This is a genomic window from Halarcobacter sp., from assembly GCF_963675975.1.
In the GTDB taxonomy this organism is placed as follows: domain Bacteria; phylum Campylobacterota; class Campylobacteria; order Campylobacterales; family Arcobacteraceae; genus Halarcobacter.
Genome location: NZ_OY780939.1, coordinates 373,692 through 397,092 on the forward strand (window position 1 = coordinate 373,692; position 23,401 = coordinate 397,092).

The 23,401-nt window shown below is 27.8% G+C and carries 22 protein-coding genes; 12 read left to right on the forward strand and 10 right to left on the reverse strand.

The genetic code is table 11. The annotated features are described in order from the left end of the window. The first annotated feature begins 17 nt into the window (after positions 1-17). From exbB to ACKU3H_RS01735, 7 genes are all read left to right on the forward strand, one after another. Entirely contained in the window at positions 18-446 is a 429-nt protein-coding gene (exbB, locus tag ACKU3H_RS01705; protein ID WP_320036453.1) for a TonB-system energizer ExbB, read from the forward strand. Further along, positions 436-825 (forward strand): biopolymer transporter ExbD, encoded by a 390-nt coding sequence (locus tag ACKU3H_RS01710; RefSeq protein WP_320035253.1) that lies wholly within the window; start codon positions 436-438, stop codon positions 823-825. Before exbB ends, ACKU3H_RS01710 begins: the two co-directional genes overlap by 11 nt. Further along, on the forward strand, positions 822-1,472 hold the full coding sequence (locus ACKU3H_RS01715; RefSeq protein WP_320035254.1) for a TonB family protein: 651 nt from the start codon (positions 822-824) through the stop codon (positions 1,470-1,472). The genes ACKU3H_RS01710 and ACKU3H_RS01715 overlap by 4 nt, the downstream gene beginning before the upstream one ends. 73 nt (positions 1,473-1,545) lie before the next feature. Beyond that, positions 1,546-3,657 carry a PAS domain-containing sensor histidine kinase gene (locus tag ACKU3H_RS01720; protein WP_320035255.1) on the forward strand — a complete coding sequence of 704 codons (2,112 nt, stop codon included), beginning with the start codon at positions 1,546-1,548 and terminating at the stop codon, positions 3,655-3,657. Between the two features lie 85 nt (positions 3,658-3,742). Next, positions 3,743-4,444 (forward strand): response regulator, encoded by a 702-nt coding sequence (locus ACKU3H_RS01725; protein ID WP_320035256.1) that lies wholly within the window; start codon positions 3,743-3,745, stop codon positions 4,442-4,444. Between the two features lie 107 nt (positions 4,445-4,551). Further along, the gene (locus ACKU3H_RS01730; RefSeq protein ID WP_320035257.1) at positions 4,552-6,828 is read left to right on the forward strand and encodes a methyl-accepting chemotaxis protein; all 2,277 of its coding nucleotides are present in this window, start codon (positions 4,552-4,554) and stop codon (positions 6,826-6,828) included. Positions 6,829-6,953: 125 nt separating this feature from the next. Then, positions 6,954-8,084, forward strand: coding sequence for a bacteriohemerythrin (locus ACKU3H_RS01735; protein ID WP_320035258.1), 1,131 nt, complete (start codon positions 6,954-6,956; stop codon positions 8,082-8,084). On the opposite strand, the gene ACKU3H_RS01740 is transcribed toward ACKU3H_RS01735, so the two are convergent. From ACKU3H_RS01740 to ACKU3H_RS01770, 7 genes are all read right to left on the reverse strand, one after another. Next, on the reverse strand, positions 8,081-9,607 hold the full coding sequence (locus ACKU3H_RS01740; protein ID WP_320035259.1) for a PAS domain S-box protein: 1,527 nt from the start codon (positions 9,605-9,607) through the stop codon (positions 8,081-8,083). The two genes, ACKU3H_RS01735 and ACKU3H_RS01740, sit on opposite strands and share 4 nt — an antisense overlap. 82 nt (positions 9,608-9,689) lie before the next feature. Beyond that, complete coding sequence (locus ACKU3H_RS01745; RefSeq protein ID WP_320035260.1) at positions 9,690-10,709, reverse strand: MBL fold metallo-hydrolase; 1,020 nt, start codon at positions 10,707-10,709, stop codon at positions 9,690-9,692. Positions 10,710-10,760: 51 nt separating this feature from the next. Further along, the gene (locus ACKU3H_RS01750; RefSeq protein WP_320035261.1) at positions 10,761-11,945 is read right to left on the reverse strand and encodes an MFS transporter; all 1,185 of its coding nucleotides are present in this window, start codon (positions 11,943-11,945) and stop codon (positions 10,761-10,763) included. 13 nt (positions 11,946-11,958) lie between these two features. Beyond that, entirely contained in the window at positions 11,959-12,684 is a 726-nt protein-coding gene (locus tag ACKU3H_RS01755) for an SDR family NAD(P)-dependent oxidoreductase (RefSeq protein WP_320035262.1), read from the reverse strand. Between the two features lie 16 nt (positions 12,685-12,700). Continuing rightward, positions 12,701-13,873 carry an alcohol dehydrogenase catalytic domain-containing protein gene (locus tag ACKU3H_RS01760; protein WP_320035263.1) on the reverse strand — a complete coding sequence of 391 codons (1,173 nt, stop codon included), beginning with the start codon at positions 13,871-13,873 and terminating at the stop codon, positions 12,701-12,703. A gap of 64 nt (positions 13,874-13,937) precedes the next feature. Next, positions 13,938-14,285 (reverse strand): cyclophilin-like fold protein, encoded by a 348-nt coding sequence (locus ACKU3H_RS01765; RefSeq protein WP_320035264.1) that lies wholly within the window; start codon positions 14,283-14,285, stop codon positions 13,938-13,940. 244 nt (positions 14,286-14,529) lie between these two features. Beyond that, on the reverse strand, positions 14,530-15,726 hold the full coding sequence (locus ACKU3H_RS01770) for an MFS transporter (protein ID WP_320035265.1): 1,197 nt from the start codon (positions 15,724-15,726) through the stop codon (positions 14,530-14,532). A 205-nt stretch (positions 15,727-15,931) separates the two neighbouring features. Here ACKU3H_RS01770 and ACKU3H_RS01775 point away from each other — a divergent pair, with 205 nt between their 5' ends. Continuing rightward, positions 15,932-17,071, forward strand: coding sequence for an iron-containing alcohol dehydrogenase (locus ACKU3H_RS01775; protein ID WP_320035266.1), 1,140 nt, complete (start codon positions 15,932-15,934; stop codon positions 17,069-17,071). An 18-nt stretch (positions 17,072-17,089) separates the two neighbouring features. Here ACKU3H_RS01775 and ACKU3H_RS01780 read toward each other — a convergent pair whose 3' ends face one another. The 3 genes from ACKU3H_RS01780 to ACKU3H_RS01790 all read right to left on the reverse strand — a co-directional run bounded on the left by ACKU3H_RS01780 (position 17,090) and on the right by ACKU3H_RS01790 (position 19,449). Then, a complete protein-coding gene (locus ACKU3H_RS01780) occupies positions 17,090-17,956 on the reverse strand; it encodes an AraC family transcriptional regulator (RefSeq protein ID WP_320035267.1) in 867 nt (288 codons plus the stop codon). Positions 17,957-18,095: 139 nt separating this feature from the next. Then, entirely contained in the window at positions 18,096-18,836 is a 741-nt protein-coding gene (locus ACKU3H_RS01785) for an SDR family oxidoreductase (RefSeq protein ID WP_320035268.1), read from the reverse strand. Positions 18,837-18,846: 10 nt separating this feature from the next. Then, positions 18,847-19,449 carry an FAD-dependent oxidoreductase gene (locus tag ACKU3H_RS01790; RefSeq protein WP_320035269.1) on the reverse strand — a complete coding sequence of 201 codons (603 nt, stop codon included), beginning with the start codon at positions 19,447-19,449 and terminating at the stop codon, positions 18,847-18,849. A gap of 160 nt (positions 19,450-19,609) precedes the next feature. Between ACKU3H_RS01790 and ACKU3H_RS01795 the strand changes: the two genes are divergently transcribed. The 4 genes from ACKU3H_RS01795 (at position 19,610) to ACKU3H_RS01810 (ending at position 23,367) form a co-directional block, all read left to right on the forward strand. Then, positions 19,610-19,999 carry a MarR family transcriptional regulator gene (locus ACKU3H_RS01795; protein WP_320035270.1) on the forward strand — a complete coding sequence of 130 codons (390 nt, stop codon included), beginning with the start codon at positions 19,610-19,612 and terminating at the stop codon, positions 19,997-19,999. A gap of 119 nt (positions 20,000-20,118) precedes the next feature. Continuing rightward, positions 20,119-21,111, forward strand: coding sequence for an LLM class flavin-dependent oxidoreductase (locus tag ACKU3H_RS01800; protein ID WP_320035271.1), 993 nt, complete (start codon positions 20,119-20,121; stop codon positions 21,109-21,111). A 182-nt stretch (positions 21,112-21,293) separates the two neighbouring features. Further along, positions 21,294-22,163 (forward strand): DUF3737 family protein, encoded by an 870-nt coding sequence (locus tag ACKU3H_RS01805; RefSeq protein WP_320035272.1) that lies wholly within the window; start codon positions 21,294-21,296, stop codon positions 22,161-22,163. A gap of 19 nt (positions 22,164-22,182) precedes the next feature. After that, positions 22,183-23,367 (forward strand): MalY/PatB family protein, encoded by a 1,185-nt coding sequence (locus ACKU3H_RS01810; RefSeq protein ID WP_320035273.1) that lies wholly within the window; start codon positions 22,183-22,185, stop codon positions 23,365-23,367. Positions 23,368-23,401: the final 34 nt, after the last annotated feature.

Consider the following 23,401-nt stretch of genomic DNA (forward strand, 5'->3'; position numbering starts at 1 on the left):
TAATGAGTATAGAATTAATAAGCAAATTAGCAGATTATGGTGTTATAGGATTTTTAGGTTTCTTAAGTTTTTTAAGCATTATGTTTTGGATTGAAAGAATGTGGTTTTACAAAACAATAAAACTAAATAACTATAATTCAAAAGAGGAATTAGAAATTGCTTTAACAAATAATCTTGGCATAATCTCTACAACTGCATCAAATGCCCCTTATATAGGTTTATTAGGAACTGTATTTGGAATAATTATTACATTTTATATTATGGGAGAGAGTGGAGATATTGACGTAAAAAACATCATGACCTCTTTAGCTTTAGCTCTTAAAGCCACAGCTATGGGTTTGATTGTAGCAATACCGGCAATTGTATTTAATAACCATTTAGTAAGAAAAGTAGAAGTACTTCTTGCTAAATGGGATATAAGTAAAAAGGCAAAAAGTGAAAGTTAAAAAGTTTGATTCGATAAATGTAATTCCATTTATTGATATTATGCTAGTTCTTTTAGTTATTATTTTAACCACAGCTTCATTTATTGCAAAAGGAATGATTCCTGTTGATTTACCAGAAGCTACAAGTGCAAAAGATATAGAAAACAAAAAAAGTATTACTATTACAATAAAAGAAAATGGTGAAATTTTATTTGAAAAAAATCTAATAGAAAAATTTGATTTTGAGAAAAAACTTATAACTTATGAGAAAAAAACACCTATTCAAATAAATTGCGATAAAAATGTGAAATTTGAAGATTTCATTTTTTTATTAGATATTTTAAAAAACAACAATTACGAAAATATAGGAATAATAACTAAAAAGGAAAATCAAAATTGAGATACTTTGGTTCTTTTTTTATTACATTAATATTATATGCATCAACTATCACAACTGTGCTTTATAGTTTTAATAATCAGTCAAACATTACAAAAAATGAGGAAAAAAAATCTTTAGTTAAAATATCACTTATTGAACCAAAAGTTGAATTAAAAAAAGAAAAAGAAATCATCAAAGAGCAAAAAAATGAACCTAAAAAAATTAAAAAAAAGATTAGCAAAAAAGTAAAAAAAACAAAAAAGAAAATTGAAAAAAAAGTCACAAAACCAAAACCTCAAATAAAAAAAGAGATTAAAAAAATCGAACCATTATCTTCAAAAAAAGTAGAAAAAGTAGTACCACATACCCCAAAAGTAAATATAACTAAAATAAAAAATGACTATATAGAAAAAGTAAAAAAAACTATTAACAAAAACAAATTCTACCCAAATAGTGCTAGAAGAAGAGGAATAGAAGGATATGTAAATGTTAATTTTATAATTGGAGAAAAAGGAGAATTAAAAAATATAAAAATATTAAATGGAAAAAAAATATTTTATAACGCAGCAAAAGAAGCTATTGTAAAAAGTTTTCCAATAAATACAAAAAAAAATAACCATATTTTTCCCTTAAAAATTAATCTTTGTATCAAATATAATTTAAATTAGTTTTAAAAATATATTTTAATTTAAGTAACTTAGCATATAATATATTTAATTATGTTATGTATGAAAGTTTATTATGAATTACTCAATTTCAGCTAAAAAAAATGCTTATATTTTTATTATAATTGTGGGTATATTAAATACAATTATTGCTTTTCTAATGTACAGTTATTTTAAACAATCTCTAACTGAATCTTTATATAAAAAAAATATTGAAATTGCCAAATTAGAATTTACAAAAACAGAAAAAGAGATTATAAAAAAAATAAATCATTACAAACTTATTTTACAACACATAAAAGATAGTACTCATTTCAATAAGTTATTACTTGATAACACTAATTTATCTAACAAAAATCTACTTATTCATGATTTTGAAACTTTTACACAAACTAATAAAAATATATTTCAGTTTAGATATTTAGATGAACAAGGTTTTGAAAAAATAAGAATAGATAAAGTAGAAGGAAAAACTATTATTACAAAAGAGTTGCAAAATAAAAGTGATAGATACTATTTTAAAAAAACCAAACTTTTAAAGAATAACCAATATTATATCTCTGATTTTGATTTAAATGTTGAAAATAAAAAGATAGAAATTCCATTTAAACCAACTATTAGAGTATCAACTCCAATATATATAAACGAAATTTTTAAAGGTATTGTAATCATAAATTATAATGCAGATGAACTTATTAACTATATTACAGATCAACGTATTTTTAATGTTTATTACATGGACAGTAAAGAAAATTTTCTACTTCATCCTGATAAAAATAAATGTTGGAGTACACAATTAAATACTAATTTTAAAGTAAAAGATGAAATCAAAAATATTGATACTTTACTAAAAAATAAATTTGAAGATAGAAATCATATTTACTATATAAATAAAGTTTCTATAACAGATAATGATTTTTTTATCATATATTCAATCAAAAAACAATTTTATGAAAGAGAATTAAGGGAACTAAAAAATAAAATTGTAATAATATTTTTTATCATATTTTTAGTTACACTTCCTATTGTCGTTATAGGTTCTTATTTACAAACGTTTCAAATGAAAATATTAGAAACATTAATTGATAGCTTACCTTTTCCTATTGTATTAAAAGACAATAAAGGTAATTTTATTTTATTAAATAAATCACTTGCAAGACTTTATGGACACTCAAGCAAAGAATCATTATTGGGTGAAAATTCATATAAATTTTACAAAAAAAATCTTCCATATAGTGATAAACAAATCGATTTAGAAGTTTTGTCAAAAAAGAAAATAAAATTTGAAGATAGTTTTACTCTTCCAAACGATAAAAAACTATATTTTGATACAAGATTAATTAAAATCTCATTTTTAGGTTTATTAAAAAAAGATTTTATCTTAGGTATTGCAATTGATATAACAGAGTTAAAACAATTAAATAAAGACTTAGAAAAAAAAGTTCAAGAAGAGGTAACAAATAGACTGTTAATGGAAGAGAAGTTATCCAAAAAACTTAAACAAGCTCAAGTTGGGAACTTAATAGATAATATAATTTTACAATGGGAATATCCGCTAAATCTTATCTCTCTTAGTGTTCAATCCCTTGAAATTGATTCTGAAACAAATAATATAACAGCCGATAAATTAACAAAAAATCTTGATATTATAAAAGAAAATACTAATTATATTTATAACACAGCAGAAGATTTTAAAATATTTTTATCTACAGAAAAAGGTGTAGAACTTTTCAATGTAAATAAAACAATAATCATAATAGAGAGAATCTTAAAAAATAGATTTTTAAAAGATAATATTTCAATAGAAAAGAATATTGATAAAACCATTAATATAAAAGGGCAAAAAAGTGAATTTGCTCAAGTCATATTAAATATAATAAATAACTCCTTAGATGAATTTGAACTTAGTAATAAAAAATTTGATGAAAAGAAAATAAGTATAGAGATTTTACAAAAGAAAGATTTTTGTAATATAAAAATAAAAGATACTGCAGGTGGAATTGATTCAAAATATCTAAATAAAATATTTGAAAACAATTTTACACTAAAAGAAAAAGATTCTTCAGGGATGGGACTTAGCATATCAAAAGATATTATTCTAAAAGAATTTAAAGGTGAGATTAAAGTTTACAATGAGAAATTAGGTGTTGTAACAGAAATAAACCTTCCATACAAACAAATTATATAATTAATTTAGTTATTAAAATAATACTTATATAATTAGTAATATAATACTTAGTGTTAATAAAAAAGTAAGGAGATAGTACATTATAATGGAGAATAACGATTTAATTCCTAATATACTAGTAGTAGAAGATCAAACTATAGTTGCTTTAGATATAAAAAAAACATTAGAAAGTCTCGATTTTAAAGTTAGTGCTATAGCTTCAGACTATAATACTGCTTTAAACAATGTAAGAATACATAAACCTGATTTAATTCTTATGGATATTAATTTAGGTAAGGGGAAAGATGGTATTGAAACTATTGAAAAAATTCATACTATTGAAAAAATTCCAGTTATATACATCACTGCCTTTTCAGATGAAATCACAATTCAAAGAGCAATAAAAACAGAACCTATATGCTATATGATCAAACCTTTTAAGAGAGATGAACTTAAATCAAATATATTACTTGGGTTATACAAAATTAAAAAAGAAACAAAAGATACTATTAGTCCCAAAGAGATTCATATAGGATTAGACTATTATTATAATTTCCAAGAAAATAATTTGTATTTTAAAAACTTTCCTATATCTTTAAGTAAAAAAGAAAATTTACTACTTAGAATTTTAATTGAAGCAGAAAATAAGATTGTTCCATTTAAAGAGATTGAAGAGAGAATATGGCCTAAAACAGAAGTTTCAACAAGTACTTTAAGAACATTAGTTTATAGATTAAGAAGTAAACTAGAACATCAAATTATCGAAACAATACAAAAAGTTGGTTGTAGACTAAGTAAAGAGTTATAAAATAATTTTTTACTAAATTTACAATAAATAATATTATATATTTTTTATAAGTTCCATTTAATATCGACTTCTATATTATAAAATATAAAGATTTGAAGGAGCTTACTATGTTTAAAAATCTAAGTATAAAAAAGAAATTAATACTTTCATTTTCCGCAATATCGTTACTTGTCATAATCCTAGCAACCTACAATATAATAGGATTAAACAAATCTTCTGATGGCTTTTCAAACTATAGAGAACTTGCCAGAGATAGTCTTCTAGCTAGTAGAGTTCAAGGAAATATGTTAATGATGAGAATGCAAGGTTCAACATATTTAAGGACTCAATCAAAAACGAGTATAGAAGAGTTTGATAAATATTATAAAACTACTTCAGAATTTTTAAAAACAGCAACTAAAGAGATTAAAAGTCCAAAAAGAGCTGAGATGCTAAATAAAATTGTAAGCGAATTGGACACATATAATGAAGACTTTTATAATGTTATATCACTAATCAATGAACGTAATAAAATAGTAAATGAAAATCTTAATATAAATGGCAAAAATATTGAACAATTACTAACATCAATAATGCTCGATGCTGAAAAAGATAATAAAAACATTGAAGCTTTAGAAACTTCTCACTCTATTAGATTATTACTTTTAGCAAGACTTTATGTAGTAAAATTTTTAAACTCAAATTCAACAGATGATATAAATAGAGCTCAACAAGAGTTTTCACTTTTAAAAAATAATATTAGTAAACTATCTTCATTAATGAGTTCAGAAAAAAGAAAAAATGATATTAAGACTACTATAAATACAATTTCAGAATATCTTAATGGATTAAATAAACTAGTTGAAATAATAGAAAAAAGAAATGATATTACTACTAAATCATTAGTTCCAATTGGTGCAAAAATAGCTTCTTTAGCTGAAGATATTAAACTATCAATTAAAAAGGAACAAGATCAAATAGGACCTATGGTAGCAAAATTAAATAAAAACCTTATACATACATCTATAATCATTTCAGCTATTATAGTTATTGCCATTATTTTATTCTCTATTACTATACCTATGAGTATATCTTCATCATTAAAAAAACTAAATAATGGAATATTACAATTATTAAATAGTGGAGATGTTAAATCAAGAGTTGAAGTTTCATCAAAAGATGAAATAGGTATGGTATCTGAAAACTTTAATAAATATCTTCAAACCATAGAAGATGGTATTCATAAAGATTTACTTGTTATTGATGATGTTAAAAGAATAGTAAATGAGGCTAAAAATGGTATTCTTTACAAAAAAGTTGAACTTGATTCACAAAATGAATCACTACATGAATTAAGAAATATTTTTAATGAAATGCTTAATATTATGGCTGATAGAGTTTGTGGAGATATGAATAAAGTTCAACTTGGCTTAGAAAAGTTCCAAGATTTAGATTTTACCCATAGAATTCCAAACCCAACAGGGAAAACTTCACAAGGTTTGAATTCATTAGCTGAAATTATTAACCATATGCTAAAAGAGAATAAAGCAAATGGTCTTACCTTACAAAACAGTGCAGATATTCTTCTTGAAAATGTTGATATTCTAAGTAATTCAACAAATGAAGCTGCTGCCTCACTTGAAGAAACTGCTGCAGCTTTAGAAGAGATTACGAGTAATATTGTACAAAATACTGAAAATGTAGTTAGAATGTCTAATTATGCAGAAGAATTAAACTCTTCAGCAAGTGATGGACAAAAATTAGCTTCACAGACAACTTCAGCTATGGATGAAATAAATAAACAAGTAACTGCAATAAACGAAGCTATAACAATAATTGACCAAATTGCATTTCAAACAAATATTTTATCACTTAATGCAGCGGTTGAAGCAGCAACCGCTGGTGAAGCAGGAAAAGGTTTTGCTGTTGTTGCACAAGAAGTGAGAAATCTTGCTTCAAGAAGTGCTGATGCAGCAAATGAGATTAAATCAATGGTTGAAAATGCAACAACAAAAGCGAATGATGGTAAACTTATTGCTGACAAAATGATTCATGGGTATCATGATTTAAATGAAAATATTGCAAAAACAATTGAAATTATAAAAGATATTGAAATGTCTTCAAAAGAGCAACAGTCTGGAATTGAGCAAATAAATGATGCCGTAACTGAATTAGACCAACAAACTCAAGAAAATGCAAGTGTAGCAACCCATACAAAAGAAGTTGCAGTTCAAACACAATATATAGCAACAAAAATTGTAAGTAATGCCGATGAGAAAAAATTTATTGGTAAAGAAACTGTTACTGCAAAAGATTTAAATACATCCGAAGTAGAGACTAAAAATAAAGATTCAAAAAAACAAACTGCTGTAAAAAAAGATGATGAACAATGGGAAAGCTTTTAGGCTTTCTCAAAAATAACAATCCTCATAATATAATAAAACTCCCATAAATTAATAACTTCTAATATTTTTTTAATAACTAAAGCTAAAACAATAATTTGTTATAATAAGAAAAATTAAGGTTGAGAATGTCACAAAATGAATCATTAGATTATTTTGAAGTTTTTCCGTGGAATAAAAACTTTGAAATTGGTCATGAAGAGGTTGATAAGCAACATAAAATATTAGTAAAATTATTGAATAATCTAGCAAATACTCTGATAAACGAACAAGAAATAGAGATTGAAACTGCATTTAATGAACTTGCAAAATATGCAGATTATCATTTTGAAGCAGAAGAAAAAATTTGGGAAGAGTTCTTAGAAGATAGTTCATTACTAAAAGCTCACAAGAAAAGTCATACAAAATTTTTGCCTACAGTTATTGAATTAAGGGAAAAAAATAAAGATAAAGCTCTTGTTGATATTATTGAAGAGGTTATTAAGTTCTTAATTAGATGGTTATCATTTCATATTATTGATGAAGATAAAAGACTAGCTATAGTAATTAAAGAGATTAAAAAAGGTAAATCTAAAGAAGAAGCAAAAAGAATCTCTGATAGACTAATGAATGGTTCAATAAGAATACTTATTGAAGCTATACTTTCAATGTATGATGGAGTTTCATCACGAACATTAACCCTAATGAGAGAAAGAAATGCCAGAATCAAAGCAGAAGAGGCTTTAAAAGAAGCAAATAAACAATTGCAAGAACTTTCAATCACCGATCAACTTACCTCTTTATATAATAGACGACATTTTGAAAATATCTTTGATTTAGAGATGAAAAGAGCTAGAAGAGAAAAAAAATATTTTTCTGTAATTCTTTTTGATATAGATTATTTTAAACTTCTTAATGACATGTATGGCCATGCATATGGAGATGAAGCTTTAAAGAAAATTGGTGAATGTTTAAGAGAAACTTGTAAAAGACCATCAGATTTTGCATTTAGAGTTGGTGGTGAAGAGTTTGCAATAATTTTTAATTGTTATAAAAGTGACGCTTGTTACAATTTAGCTTTAAAACTACAAAAAAACATAAACGATCTAAAAATAGAAAGTAAAGGTAGTAAAATCTCTGATTATATGACTGTTTCTATAGGTTTAGTTTCAATTGTACCAACAGATGAAGATGATTTGGAGTCAGTAATGAAAACAGTTGATAAAAGATTATATATTGCCAAAGAAAATGGTAGAAATCAAATAGTTAGAAATAGTTAATCAACTAAAGGAAGTTCTATATAAAACTTTGCACCATTTCGTGTGTTTTTTGTATATAACTTTCCTCTTAAACTTTCAACCACGATTTTATAACTCATATATAATCCTAAGCCAGTACCTATAGATTTATGTTTAGTTGTAAAATATGGTTCAAAAATCTTATCTATAATCTCTAAAGGGATTCCCCCTGCATTATCTTCAAATGATAAAATCACTTTATTTTTTTTAGTTGTTAAATCAACTTTTACCCAAGGATTTTTGATCTCTTTTTCTATTAAAATATCTTTAGAATTACTTACAATATTTATTATAACTTGAGAAAGTTCCCCTGCTATTAATTTTACTTTTAAAGGAGTTGTATAATCCATATTATTTATAACTTTTATATGATTACCAACCAATGCCGCATCTAAAATCTCTAAAGCCTTATCAACTCTCTCTTGTAAAATCACCTCTTTATAAACTTTTTCTTCTTTTATAAAATCTCTGAAAGTATTTATAGTATTAGATAAATATTGAACTTGCATATTAATACTGTTGTATGAGTTTTCTAAAGACTCATCGGATAGAGTACCTAAAGCTTTTTGAACTTGAACTCCAGTTGTTGCAGCAGAAATTACACTTAAAGGCTGTCTCCACTGATGGGCTATATTACCTATCATTTGCCCCATTGCTACATGTTGAGATTGTATATTTATAATTCTTTCTTGTTGTTTATTCTCTTCACTTAATTTTTCTTCATCACTTATATCTTTTATATAATAAATAATTCTGTTTTTATCTGAATTTTTCTCTTTAAAAAAAGACATAGAAAGCATGCATGTTAATATTTTTGAGGTTTTAGTTATTAATTTTACTTTTTTATCAAAAGAATTGTTTTCAAGATTTTTTAAATCAATATTTTTAATCTCTTCATATACCTCTTCTGGGAAAATTATATTAATACTTTTTCCTAAAACTTCCTCTATTTTATAATCAAAAGTTTTTTCAGAACTTCTATTCCAAGTTATAATATTTCCAAATTTATCACTAGTAATAATACAATCATGAATTTGTTCAATAATTTGTGCTTGTTTTGCTAACTCAAATTGAGTTAATTTTAATTGGCTTATATCTCTACCTGAACCTACTGTTCCAATAATATTTCCCTTATCATCATAAAAAGGTGCTTTGTTTACTTCCAAATAAAGTAGTTTACCTTTTACATTTCCCCACTCTTCAAACTTCATTTGTTTATTTGCATCAATTACAACTTGGTCACTGTTAAAACACAACTCACCAAAAGTATGCCATTTTGGATTTTCTTTATGGGCTTCTCTTTCTCTCATTGCAAAAAATACATCATTTTTCCCTATAGGTTCACTAGTATCTTTTGCCATTAATAAACCTTCACAAATAGCTTTATTTGCGTAGATATAATACCCGTTAATATCCTTAATCCAAAGCATATCAGGTAAGTGTTCAGTTAATAAATGAAGAAGGTTTTTATCAAGTTTTGATAATTCTTGTAAGTTATATGACATAAAGATTTCCTGATAAGTTTAAAGATAATTTTATATTTTACTAAAATATTACTTACATTACATAGTTTATGTGAATTTTTATTCAGTTCCACCATTGCTTAGATTCAGTATATTCCAATAAAGGAATTATCTCTCCCATCATTGGATGAGTTATCTTAATTTTTCTTCTATTTGCTTCTTTTAAAACTCTGTTTAAAGGTTCATTCCAAGGGTGGAGTGATAATTTAAAAGTACTATTATGTATAGGAAAAAGTATTTTTCCATTTAAATCAATATTCGCTTGAACAGTTTGATTAGGCATCATATGAATTTCTTTCCATCTTTCATTATATGCCCCTGCTTCTAAAAAAGTCATATCAAAAGGACCATATTTTTCACTAATCTTTTTAAAACTTTCAAAATATCCAGTATCTCCACTAAAGTATACATTTGCTTTAGATGATTTTATAACCCAAGAAGCCCATAAAGTTTCATTTTTATCAAATAAACCACGTCCTGAAAAATGTTGAGCTGGAGTTGCAGATATCTGTATTGTTTGATTTGTACAAGATTGCCACCAATCAAGCTCACAAACTTTCATTGTATCTACACCCCAGTCTAATAATATTTGTTTAACACCTAAAGTTGTATAGAAATATCCAACTTTATCTTTTAATTTTTTAATACTGTTTTCATCTAAATGGTCATAATGATTATGGGAAATTATTACAACATCAATAAAAGGCAAATCTTCAATACTAATAGGTAATTGATGAAACCTTTTTGGAGCAAAAATAGGAAAAGAAGTAATTGTTTCTGAAAATACAGGATCAGTTAATATAAATTTGCCATCCATTTTAAATAGAAGTGTAGAGTGAACTATTCTTACCACAGAATTATCAGGCATATTAATTAAATCATTTTTTGTCAATTTTACTACAGGAATTTCATCTTCTGAAGGTATTTTATTTTCTGTTTTATCAGTTATAAATGTCCACACATTTGACGCAAAATCTATAAAATCAGATTTATATTCAACTTCATGATTTTTAAATTTTCCATTATCATAATGTCCTTTTAAATCTTTATTTATTTTTTCTGTGTTTTGTGCACAACTACCCATAAAAACTCCTGTAAAAAAAATCAAAAAAAAGAATCTAATCATCTTCATAGATTACTTGTTTTTTATTGTATAAACTGCTGTTATACTTGACATTAGTGCACCAATTGCTAATATAATTGCACTAAAAACAAATGTAATTTCATATCCATATGCATCAAATAATAATCCACCTAATGCAGCACCTAATGTAATTGCTAATTGAACTACTGCAACCATAAGTCCTCCACCTGCTTCTGCGTCATTTGGCAATGTTTTACTAAGCCATGTCCACCAAGCAACAGGTGCTGAAGTTGCAAATAAGCCCCATAGAGCCATTAGAATAAATACAAAAACCACATTATGTCCAAAAAGGATAAATCCAATTGATAAAAACATCATTAAAAAAGGTATTACTATTAGTAGACTAAATAATCTTGTTTTTAGTAAGTGACCAATTATAAATGTTCCAATTAAACCTGTAACTCCTAAAGTTAAGAGTGCTAAAGATAACATCTCAACATCTAAGCCTGTTTCTTTTTCCAAAAATGGTCTAAGATATGTAAAGAGTGAAAATACACCCATAAAAAACAACATTGTTGATACCATTCCTAGTGCAACTTTCCAGTTATTGAAAAGTTTAAATACACTGCTTAATTTTGGTCTGTGACCATAAGAGTGTCTTGCTGGAAGTTGTGGTAATCCCTTGTATTGCCAAATAAATGCAATAATCGCAATAGGAACAATACAAAAAAATGCTCCTCTCCATCCAATAATACTTCCTAAAAAACTTCCAAGTGGAGCTGCAACAGTTGTTGCAAGTGCATTTCCACCATTTATAACAGCAAGTGCTTTTGGTACAGATTGTTTAGGAACTAGTCTCATAGCAGTTGCTGCTGACATTCCCCAAAAACCACCAATACAAATCCCAAGCAATACACGACCAGTCATAAATACAAATGTATTTGGTGCAAAGGCAACCATTAAGCCTGAAATACCCATTAAAAAAGTGAAGAATAACATCACTGTTTTTCTATCAATTTTTCCTATGATAGTTGTTAAAAAAAGACTTGTTAAAAGTCCAAATAAACCTGAAGCAGTTATTGATTGTCCTGCTTGCCCTTCTGTTATATTTAAATCACTCGCAATTGGAGTTAATAAACTAACCGGCATAAACTCCGATGCAACTAGAACAAAAGCACAAAGTGCCATTGCCCATACTGAACCCCATGAGGAGTCAAATTCTTTTTTATCTTCCATTATTATCTTTTTATTAATTATTATGAGGGAATCTAATCCCTGTTAATTCTTCATATATATTTATTAACTTATCTTGAATTTCTACATCATCTGCTTTTTTTGAGTATATTGTTTCTTGAAGGTGATAAAAGTATTTTCCACTAAAACCTAAATCATCATTTGAAGCAAGCCATACTTGTGTAGCACTTCCATCTTCTAAACTATCAGGTGCATTGTAATTTGCCATTTTTGTTTTTACCCAACCTGGATCAACTGTGTTTACGCATATATCTTTCCAATATCTAGCAACTGCTAAACTCATCATTAGAATTAAAAGTTTAGAGGTTGAGTAATCAACCTTTTTTATAGTAGATAGTTTTTCTATGTCAAAACTTCCTTGAGGATGCATGTTTGAACCAATGTATATGAGTTGTTTTGGTTTTTTTATTAAAGTTGTTAAAATATATGGTGCCAAAACATTAACTGTAAAAATTGTTTCTTTATCTTCATGAAATACACCGGCATTATGAATAATAGTATCAAATGTTTCTTGCTTATTAATCTCTTCTGCTAAAGATTTTGTTTCCTCTAAATTATTTAAATTACCTATTAAAATTTTTACATTAAATTTAGATTCAAGCTCTTTCGCTTTTTTTTTATCTCTAGCATGAAGTACAACCTCATGCCCAAGATTAATAAGCCTTTTTGCCGCTTCAAGTCCAATCCCATCAGATGAACCAGTTATGAAGATTTTTGACATTTTTTTCCTTTAAAACTTAGATAGTTGCTGTATCAATTACGTATCTGTATCTAGCTTTTTTGTTTTCTACGTTTTTCCAAGCTTGTGTAATCTCACTAGCTTTAATCATTTGAATCTCTGGTAATACATTATTTGCTACACAATAATCAACCATCTCTTGTGTCTCTTTCATTCCACCAATAAGTGAAGCATTGAAGTTAACTCTGTTTGCTGCTAAACCAATATTGCTAAGTGTAAGTTCAAATCCTATTGGCATACCTACCATTGTAAAATAACCATAAGGTTTAACTGCATTTGCATAAGCAGCTACATTAAATTGATAAGGAATTGTTGAAATCATATAATCTAATTGTCCAGCATATGGTTGTATAGCTTTTAACTCTTCATCTACAACAATAACCTCTTTTGCTCCAAAACCTTTGATATCATCAACTTTGTCAGCACTTGTAGTAAATGCATATACTTCTGCACCTTTTGATACAGCAATTTTTACTGCCATATGACCTAATCCACCAATACCTGCAACACCAACTTTATCACCTTTTTTAATTTCAGCTTTTATTAGTGGTGAATATGTTGTAATCCCTGCACATAAAAGTGGAGCTGCTTTTTCAAAAGATACATTTTCTGGTAAATGTACTGCAAAATGATCTCTTACAACTAAGTGAGTTGAATATCCACCTTGAGTGATTCCTGTTGGTTCTTTCTCTTCTGGGTAACCATATGTAAATTTAGTATCTGGTAAATATTGTTCTTCATCACCGCAAGTTGTACAACCATTTACCATACAACCAACACCTGCTCTATCACCAACTTTAAATTTAGTTACATTTTTACCTACTTGTGTTACAACACCAGCTATTTCATGACCTGGCACTTGTGGGTATTGTTGTTTTCCCCAGTGACCTTTTTCTTGGTGAATGTCTGAGTGACAAATACTTGCTGCTTTGATTTCTATTAAAATATCATCATCACCAACTGGTCTTCTTTCAAATTCCCATGGTCTAATTTCACCTGACTCATCAAATGCTGCGTATCCTTTTGTTTTAACTGTATTACTCATTTTATCTCCTTTTGTATTTGCAAATATATTAACAGGTTGTGTTGAAAACACTACTCCTGCACCAACAATAGCACTAGCTTTCATAAAATCTCTTCGCGTATGTTCTTTTCTCTTTGCATCTTTCATATTAATCCTTTGTTGATTATTTTAAATCATCTTTGAAAAAAGATTCCATTTTATAAATGCTCTTTTATTCCACTTTTTCAATCTCTACAGTTCCAGACATATTTTTTATATATTCAGAACCTGAAATAACCTTACCTAATTCATATAAACCACTAGCACTTCCAAAATCTTTATAAAACATCACTACATCACCCCAAGGTGCATAATATGCCAATGTCCCCGTTTTTGCATTGCTAGCAAGGGGAGTATTATTTGTTGATAATTTATTTGGTGGATAAAATATCTTTTCATCATGACTATAGTTTTCAACTTTTATATCTAAAGGTAACTGCTCATATAATTCTTTTGAAGCTGTTGAATTATTTAATTCATAAATCGTAGTATTACCATTTGATTTAACAGAAATTTTCATTGATTCTCCTTTTTTAATTTTCATATCTGACAAGCTCAATTTATGTTCATTAAATTGAGTAGGAGATTGCTTGCAAAACAAGGGGGATGTGGAAAAAAGCATTATAAATAATATTAATAAGCGTCTCACAAGTTTTCTCCTATTCAATTTAATTTACAATAAACATTATAAATTAATCAAAAATTTTTTAGTAGAAAAATACTCTATCTTTATTGCCTAATTCTATAAATATAGAAATTATAATTTATAACTCTAGCTCAGCCTCTGCATGCTTTGGATTTTTAGCAAATATAAGTGTAATAAAACATGCAACAATTGCTATTATTCCATAAAAAATTGATACATGAAATAAGTCCATATGATGTGATAACTGTCCAGAAATAAAACTAGGTACTGCTGCTCCTGTATAAGAAACTGCATATATTAATGACAATATTCCCGCTCTTTCTTTTATATCAACATCTGCAAGTAGTGAACGAATACTTCCTGTTAAAGCTGCTCCTTGTGAAGCACCTGCTAGTGCACTGCAAGCTAAAAACATTGTTATACTAGAAAACTTTAATGATGTAATAATTCCTATTACACCAATAGTAAACATAACCATACCTATTCTTTGAGCATTTGCTGGTGTTAATTTAGCTGTTAAAGGTCCACCTATTGCACTTGGAAGAAGATAAGATGAAAACAAAATACCTATCATAAGAGTACTATGAGTTCCAAGTTGGTCAACTGCAACAGAAGGCCCAAAAGCTTGATAAAATGCCCCCATAGCCCAAGTTGATACAAAAGTAACTGCTGCTATTGGAAACAATCTTTTATCTGCTTGTGGTAATGAAAATTTTGGTTTAAAAGAACTAATTATCCCTGGTGTTTTATCTACTGTTTCTTTACTTATTGCTATTAAAATAGTACATATTGCTAATACAATTAATACAACAATGTAACACAATACTCTAGGATATGGTCCAAATTCAACCAAAGAACCAGATACAATAGCTCCAATAGTTAATCCAGTCATAGGAGAATTACTAATTACTGCTGAAGGTACCCAATGGGGTAAAAAAGAAGCACTATCTGCTATATATGATGTTATTGCACTTGAAGCCAATCCACATGCAAGTCCTAATAAAAATCTTCCAATAATAAGTGGAGTAGCACTATCAACATCAAATAAAATTATAGTTGCAATAGCAGTTAATGCAAAAATCAAAAATGCTACAGGCTTTCTTCCCAGGTGATTTGAGATTCTTCCAAAAATTAAAAGTGCAGTAATTGCACCAACAAAATAAACAACCGCTGTAAGGGCTAAATCATTATATGTTAATCCATCTTCTTGTCTATAAATATCATAAAGTGGTATTGGTGTAGCAGATGCTGCAAAGACCATTAAAAAAGAGATTGTAGAGGCAAAAAATCCAATCTTTGTATTTGTTTTTTGCAATTTATTATCCTTATATATTATATAAATTCAATTATAAAACAGTTTTAGAATTTTAAATAGAAAAATAATCCAAAGCTCTTGTCTGATTCTCTAAGTTTCAAATTTCATTTGTAGAATTTGGTATATGATTTGTAGAATTTGGTATTCAAAACTATTAGTAATCCTTTTATAATTCACTCACAAAAATTAATAAAGGACAAAATAAATGGAATTTTCTTTTCACAATCCAACAGGTATAGAATTTGGAAAAAGTAAAATCAAAGAGATTGCAAACCTAATCCCTAAAGATAAAAAAGTATTAGTAGTTTATGGTGGTGGTTCAGTTAAAAATAACGGAGCTTATGACCAAGTTGCAGAAGCACTAAAAGGTCACGAATGGTTAGAGTTTGGTGGTGTTGAGCCAAATCCAACAGTTGAAACTATGAATAAAGCAGTAGAATTAGTAAAAGCTGAAGGTGTTAATTATATCCTTGCAGTTGGTGGTGGTTCTGTTATTGATGGTTCTAAATACCTTGCAGCAGCATCTTTATATGATGGTGATGGATGGGATTTCCTAGATGGTACAGCAGAAGTTGAAAGAGCACTTCCTTTAGCAGTTGTATTAACTTTAGCAGCAACTGGTTCTGAATCAAATAACTTAACAGTTGTATCAAGAAAAACTACAGATGAAAAAAGAATGTATTTCTCAGACCATTCTTACCCACAATTTGCAGTATTAGACCCATCATTTATGGGAACTTTATCTGACAGACAATTAGGAAATGGTTTAGTTGATGCATTTGTTCACATCTCTGAGCAATACTTAACAAAAACAAATGACCTTTTAGTAAATGATGGTTATGCTGAAACTTTATATAAAGGTTTAGTAACTCTTGCTTCTAGATGGGAAGAAAGAAGAACATTATGGTGGCAAGAAAACTTAATGCACATCTGTAATCAAGCACTTAACTTCCAATTAGCAAATGGTGTTTGCCAAGACTGGTCAACTCATATTATTGGACACGAATTAACTGCATTCTACGGATTAGATCACGCTAGATCTTTAGCAGTAATCTTACCTCACTTAATCAGAGAGATGATTGATGAGAAACAAGACAAATTAGCACAATTTGGTAAAAATGTATTTGGAATTGAAAACAATAACGAAGCAATTATCGAAAAAATCGAAGAGGTATTTGAATCTGTTGGTGTTCCAACTAAATTAACTGCTTATGAGATTGATGATAAAGTTGTTGAAAATATCCATAGCGCATTTAAATCTCACGGTTACACTGAAATCGGAGAAAATGGAACTGTTACTTTAGACAAAGTTGAAAAAATTATTAACAGATCTATTGCAGCGTAAGTTTCAACTTACACTACACTAACAAGAGGCTTTTGCCTCTTTTGGTGAATACCCAAAATAACTTTTAAAATCCCTACTAAAATGTGAAGGGTTATCATAACCTAACTCATCTGCTACATCCACAACTTTATAATCATGTTTAACCAATAAATCTTTTGCTCTTGTTAATCTAATCTTTTTTATATATTGAAGAGGAGTATGCGAAGTTATTTTTTTAAAATGGTTATGAAAAGATGAAACACTCATATCGCAAACTCTAGCCAATGAATCCATATCTAAAGTTTTATTATAGTTATCATGGATATGTTTTAAAGCTTTTGCTATTTTTGATTCTTTGTTTTCTTCTAAAAACATTTTATGGAGCATTTTTGCATTTTTTCCAATTGCAATTCTGTAAAACAACTCTTTTAAAACACCTTTTCCTAAAATCATTGATTCCTCTTTTGATTCTAAGATATCTAATAATTTTGCAGTTGTATCTTCTATTTGTTCAGTTACCTTATCAGCAAAAATACCAACATTGCTATTATTTTCAATTTTAAAATCCCTATGACTTAACTCTTCAATTATATCTACCATCATTTCTCTATCTAAAGATATGATAAGACTAATAAAAGGTTCCTCTTTTGTGGCATAGGTTTCACACTCTAAAGGTAGAGTAGTAGGTACAACAAGATAATTGTCACAGTCAAAGGTAAAACGATTACTAGCAAGGTTTGCAATCTTTTTACCTTGAAGAACAAGTATTAAACAAACATCATAAATCAAAGGACTTTTAGGTTCATAAACTTCTGTTTTAAAAATTTTTATATCATTTAAATGGGTATCATGAATACCATCTTCAACTAATAATATTTCTCTATTTTCTATAATGCTTTTTTTCATTTTTCTCTTTATTGGGTATTAAATCGCGCAATTTTAATATAAAAAACCCATTATATACTTTAAATTTTATTTTTTAGATGTTTTAGAAGTAAGATTTTTCCTTTTTAATTTTTAATAAAAAGGGATAAAACCTTTTATATTATAAATAAGCTCCACCACAAACTGGTAGATATGTACCTGTAAGATGAGAACTTTCATCTTTTACAAATAAACTAACTGCATTTGCAATATCCTCTGGATTTGCTACTCTTCCAGTTGGTGTTGAAGATCTAAGAAATTCTATAAACTCTTCAGGTGCACCTGCTGTTGCATCTGTTAATACTAATCCTGGAGCTACCACATTTGATGTAATACCATAAGAACCTAATTCATATGCTAAGTATTTACTAAATGAATCTAATGAACCTTTTGCACTACCATGTGCAATAAAACTTGTAAGTGGGTCTTCAGATAAAGTACTTGAGATAAATACTAATCTTCCAAATTTTTTCTCTATCATTGATTTTGTAGCAAATTTTGCACAAACATATGCTGCATGCATTTCATCATTTAATTTTTGTGAAAACTCATCCCAAGTTTGATCAACAAAAGGTTTTGGAGTAAAGTTCATATTTGCATTTGATACTAAAATATCCACTCCACCATGTTTAGTTTGAATCTCATCAAACATAGCTTCAATTTGTGCGTCATCTCTTACATCTGCTTGAATAGCATAAGCTTCTCCACCATCAAAACTTATCTCTTTTACTAACTCTTGCGCAACTTGAGTACTATTTACATAGTTAATAAAAACTCTGTATCCACTTTTTCCTAATAAAACTGCTGTTGCAGCACCAATACCTCTAGCACCACCTGTAATAAGTACATTTTTTTTTGACATAATTATCCTTTTATTTTGTATCTACATCATGAATTACTGTATATTTTCCTGCCCAAAGACTTAATATATCTGTTGCCGTTTGTGCCCCATAACCAGCTGCCGAACTAAACATTGAACTTGCACCTGCTGCACATCCTGTAACATATTTTCCATCTTCGATAATTCCATTATCGTTTTCAATCATAATCATACCTGGTCTTGGAGCTCTTATATGTTTTATAATTTGTGAGCCAATCCCTTCAATTTCTATAGTTTGCATACCAGTAGCGAAAACTACAATTTCAGCTTTATATTTTTCACCTGATTGTGTTTCAATCAAATATTCATTATCTTCATTATTTACTTTAGTAACTGTATCTTTTTTAGTTTCTACTATTTTATAAAGATTTGCTTTTTGATTCATTGAAACTAATAAATCTTTACCTTTAGTTCCCTCTTTTACACCTGCTACATTATATAACTCTGCTTTATTTAAGTGTGATTCACCTGAATCAAGAACTAAAATCTTTTTATTTTCAACTATATCCATTTTTGATTCTGCAGAACCTAAAGTTATAGCACACGAAAGTCCTGAAACTCCTCCACCAATAATTAAAACATCAAACTTTTCCATTAATATCCTTTAACAATTGAAAATATACTTGTCAAATGCAAGTATATTTATTTGAAACTTAAATACTTGTTAAAGACAAGTACTATATTTATTAAGCTATAATACTTTTATGAATAAATATGAATTTAACCTACAAGACTCCTTAGGATACCATTTTAACGTGATTTTTATTAATATTAAAAAATCAATGGAAGCAAAGTTAAAACCATATAATTTAACCCATCTTCAATTTAGCATACTTATAAACCTTTATAAAAATAATCTATCTACCCAAAAAGAATTGCTAAAATATTCATATGGAGATGAAACAAGTATAACAAGGCTTGTAGATAGGCTAGAAACAAAAGGCTACTTAAAAAGAGTTCAGTGTGAAAAAGATAAAAGAAAGAAAAAATTACTTCTTACAAAAAGTGGTATATCTTTAACCCAAGAGATTATATCTTGTGCCAGAGAAGTAAACAATGAACTTATTAAAAACTTGGATGAAAAAGAAGCAATCCAGCTTTTAGAACTTCTTCAAAAAATGCAAATAACAATCAACGACAAATAAACAAATTTACAATTTAACTTATAAAGATATTTTTCTATTACTTACCTAAAGTAAAGTAAGAATAGTTTAAGAAAGAATAGCTAAAATTCAAAATATAAATCAATTGATAAGGAAATATAATGACTAATAAAAATGTACCATTATCAGTTTTAGACTTAGTTCCTATTGGCGAAGGTTTTACTATTAGTGAAGCTATTAATAACAGTACAAAACTAGCCCAAAAAGTTGAAGAGTTTGGATTTAACCGTTATTGGGTTGCAGAACATCACAATTTTTCAAGTATTGCAAGTGCAGCTACTTCTGTTATATTAAGTCATATTGGAGCTAAAACAGAAAAAATAAGAATAGGTTCAGGTGGAATAATGTTACCTAATCATCCGCCACTTGTTATTGCAGAACAATTTGGAACCTTAGAAAGTATGTATCCAAACAGAATTGATTTAGGTTTGGGAAGAGCTCCTGGGACAGATGGAAAAACAGCTTTAGCTATTAGAAGAGATATTCACAATGATGGTTCTGATTTTCCAAATATGTTAGAAGAGTTAGAAAGTTACTTTTATGATGAGTTTAGTAAAACGGGTGTAAAAGCAGTACCAGGATTTGGTCTAGAAATACCTATTTGGTTACTTGGTTCAAGTACTTTTAGTGCAAGATTAGCAGCAATAAAAGGTTTACCTTTTGCCTTTGCTTCGCACTTTGCACCTGATTCAATGATGGAAGCAATAAATGTTTATAAAACAAATTTTAGACCATCAAAACAATTAAAAGAACCATATATTATCATTTGTATAAATGCTGTTTGTGCAACAACAAATGAAGAGGCTCAATACTTAGCTACAACAGAAAAACAAAAATTTCTTTATATTCAAAGAGGAGTAGATAAGCTTATCCCTAAACCAACTAATGATATGGATAGTTTATGGGAAGATTGGGAAAAAAGATCAATTACGCATAAGTTAAGAGAATCAATCTGGGGTACACCTGAAATTGTTAAGGAAAGATTAGATGCATTAGTTAAAAAAACAGGTGCGAATGAGATTATGATTAACTCATGGATTCATGACCCTGAAAAAAGAATTGAATCATATAAACTTATTTCAGATATCTGGTAAAAGAATAATCCAAATAGTATAAAATTTTGAATTTTATACTATTAGGCAATTATTCTGTAATATTATTCTACTGATAAATTTAAATTTTTTATATACTAAACTTATCTTAGATAGTTACCTCATCGTACTTAACTAATTATAAAAACAATAAAACAATTTAAATATTTGTAAAGAGGAAAAAAATGAATATGAAGAATTTAGATATTAATAAAAATTTTGAATTCATACAAAACAATACATTTGAAGGAGAGAGACCTTTATTTAAATCATCATATATAGATTTGTATAAATGTAAATTTACCCAAGGAGAATCTGCTGTAAAAGAGAGTAATTATATTAAATCACACAGTTGTGATTTTTCAAGTAAGTATCTTTTTTGGCATTGTGATAATCTATTAATTGAAGAGAGTTATTTTGCAGAAGGTGGAAGAGCGAGTATTTGGTACTCTTCTAATATCTCTTTAGAAGATTCAAAAATTGATTCTCCAAAAATATTTAGAGATGCAAAAGATATCTCTATAATTAATTGCGAACTAAATACAAATGAAACACTTTGGGATTGCGAGAATGTAAAGATTACAAATACAAACTTTATTGGTGATTATATACTTTTTCATAGTAAAAATATAGAAGTTGAAAACTTTAAACTTGATGGTAATTACTCTTTCCAACATACAAAAAATGCAACATTTAGAAATATAGAAATCAAATCAAAAGATGCTTTTTGGAATAGTGAAGATGTTACAGTTTATGATTCAGTGATAAATGGAGAATATCTAGGTTGGTACTCAAAAAATCTAAAATTTGTTAACTGTAAGATTGCTGGAACACAACCTTTATGTTATGCCGAAAATTTAGTTTTAGAAAACTGTGAGATGATTGATACAGATTTAGCTTTTGAATATTCAACCCTAGATGCACAAATAACTACATCAATTGACAGTGTAAAAAACCCTATTAGTGGAAATATAACTGCATTAGAAATAAAAGAACTAATTTTAGATGATGAAAAGACTGATTTAGATAATTTAAAAATAATTACAAAAAAATAAACAAGTTTAGGATATATAGATGAGATATAACTTTGACAAAGTCATAGATAGAAACAATACAAATAGCTCAAAGTGGGATACAACAGAAGAAGGTGTATTACCTATGTGGGTTGCAGACATGGATTTCAAAGCTCCTACAGAAATCATAGATAGTATACTAATCAGAGGGATTCATGGAGTTTTTGGATATACAATGATTCCTGAAAAATTTTATGATGCTGAGATTTTCTGGTGGGAAAAGAGGCACAACTTTTCAATAAAAAAAGAATGGATACTACCAACTGTAGGAGTTATTCCCTCTTTAAGTGCTACAGTTCAAGCTTTTTGTCAAGAAGGGGATAAAGTACTAATCCAATCTCCAGTTTATAACTACTTTAATACCTCAATTATTAATAATAAATGTGAAGTTGTTACAAATGATTTAATATACAAAAACAATAAATATACTATCGATTTTATAGACTTTGAAGAAAAACTAAAAGACGAAAAACTTAAACTATTTATTCTTTGCAATCCACACAACCCTGTAGGAAGAGTTTGGACAAAAGATGAGTTAACAAAAATGGCTGAATTGTGTATAAAACACAATGTAATAATCTTAAGTGATGAGATTCACAGAGATTTAGTATATAGTGATTCAAAATATACTCCAATTGCATCAATTAGTGAAGAGATTTTACAAAACTCAATAACTTGTACAGCTCCAAGTAAAACATTTAATCTTGCAGGTTTAAAAACTTCTAATATAATAGTTGCAAATGAGGAGTTTAGAAAAAAAATAGATAGGTCATTAAATATAAATGAATCAATTGAACCAAATGTATTTGGAATAGAAGCTCTGATTAGTGCTTATACCTATGGAGATGAATGGCTAGACCAATTACTAATTTATCTTGAAAAAAATAGAGATTTAGCAATTGATTATATAAAAAAATATATTCCAGAACTTGTAGTAATAAAACCTGAAGCTACATATCTTTTATGGATTGACTGTTCAAAACTAAATATTCAATCTGAACAATTAGTTAAGAAGATAAAAGAATTAGGAAAACTTAGAATCGCATCTGGAATAACTTATGGGAAAAGTGGTGAAAACTTTATAAGAATAAATATCGCTTGTCCATTAAAAACCTTAGAAGATGGATTAAATAGACTTCAAAACTCAATAAATCAAATAAAAAAAGAAGAAAAATATCTTTTTTAAGTTGCTTGGAATAGGCATGATAAATAATCCTTTT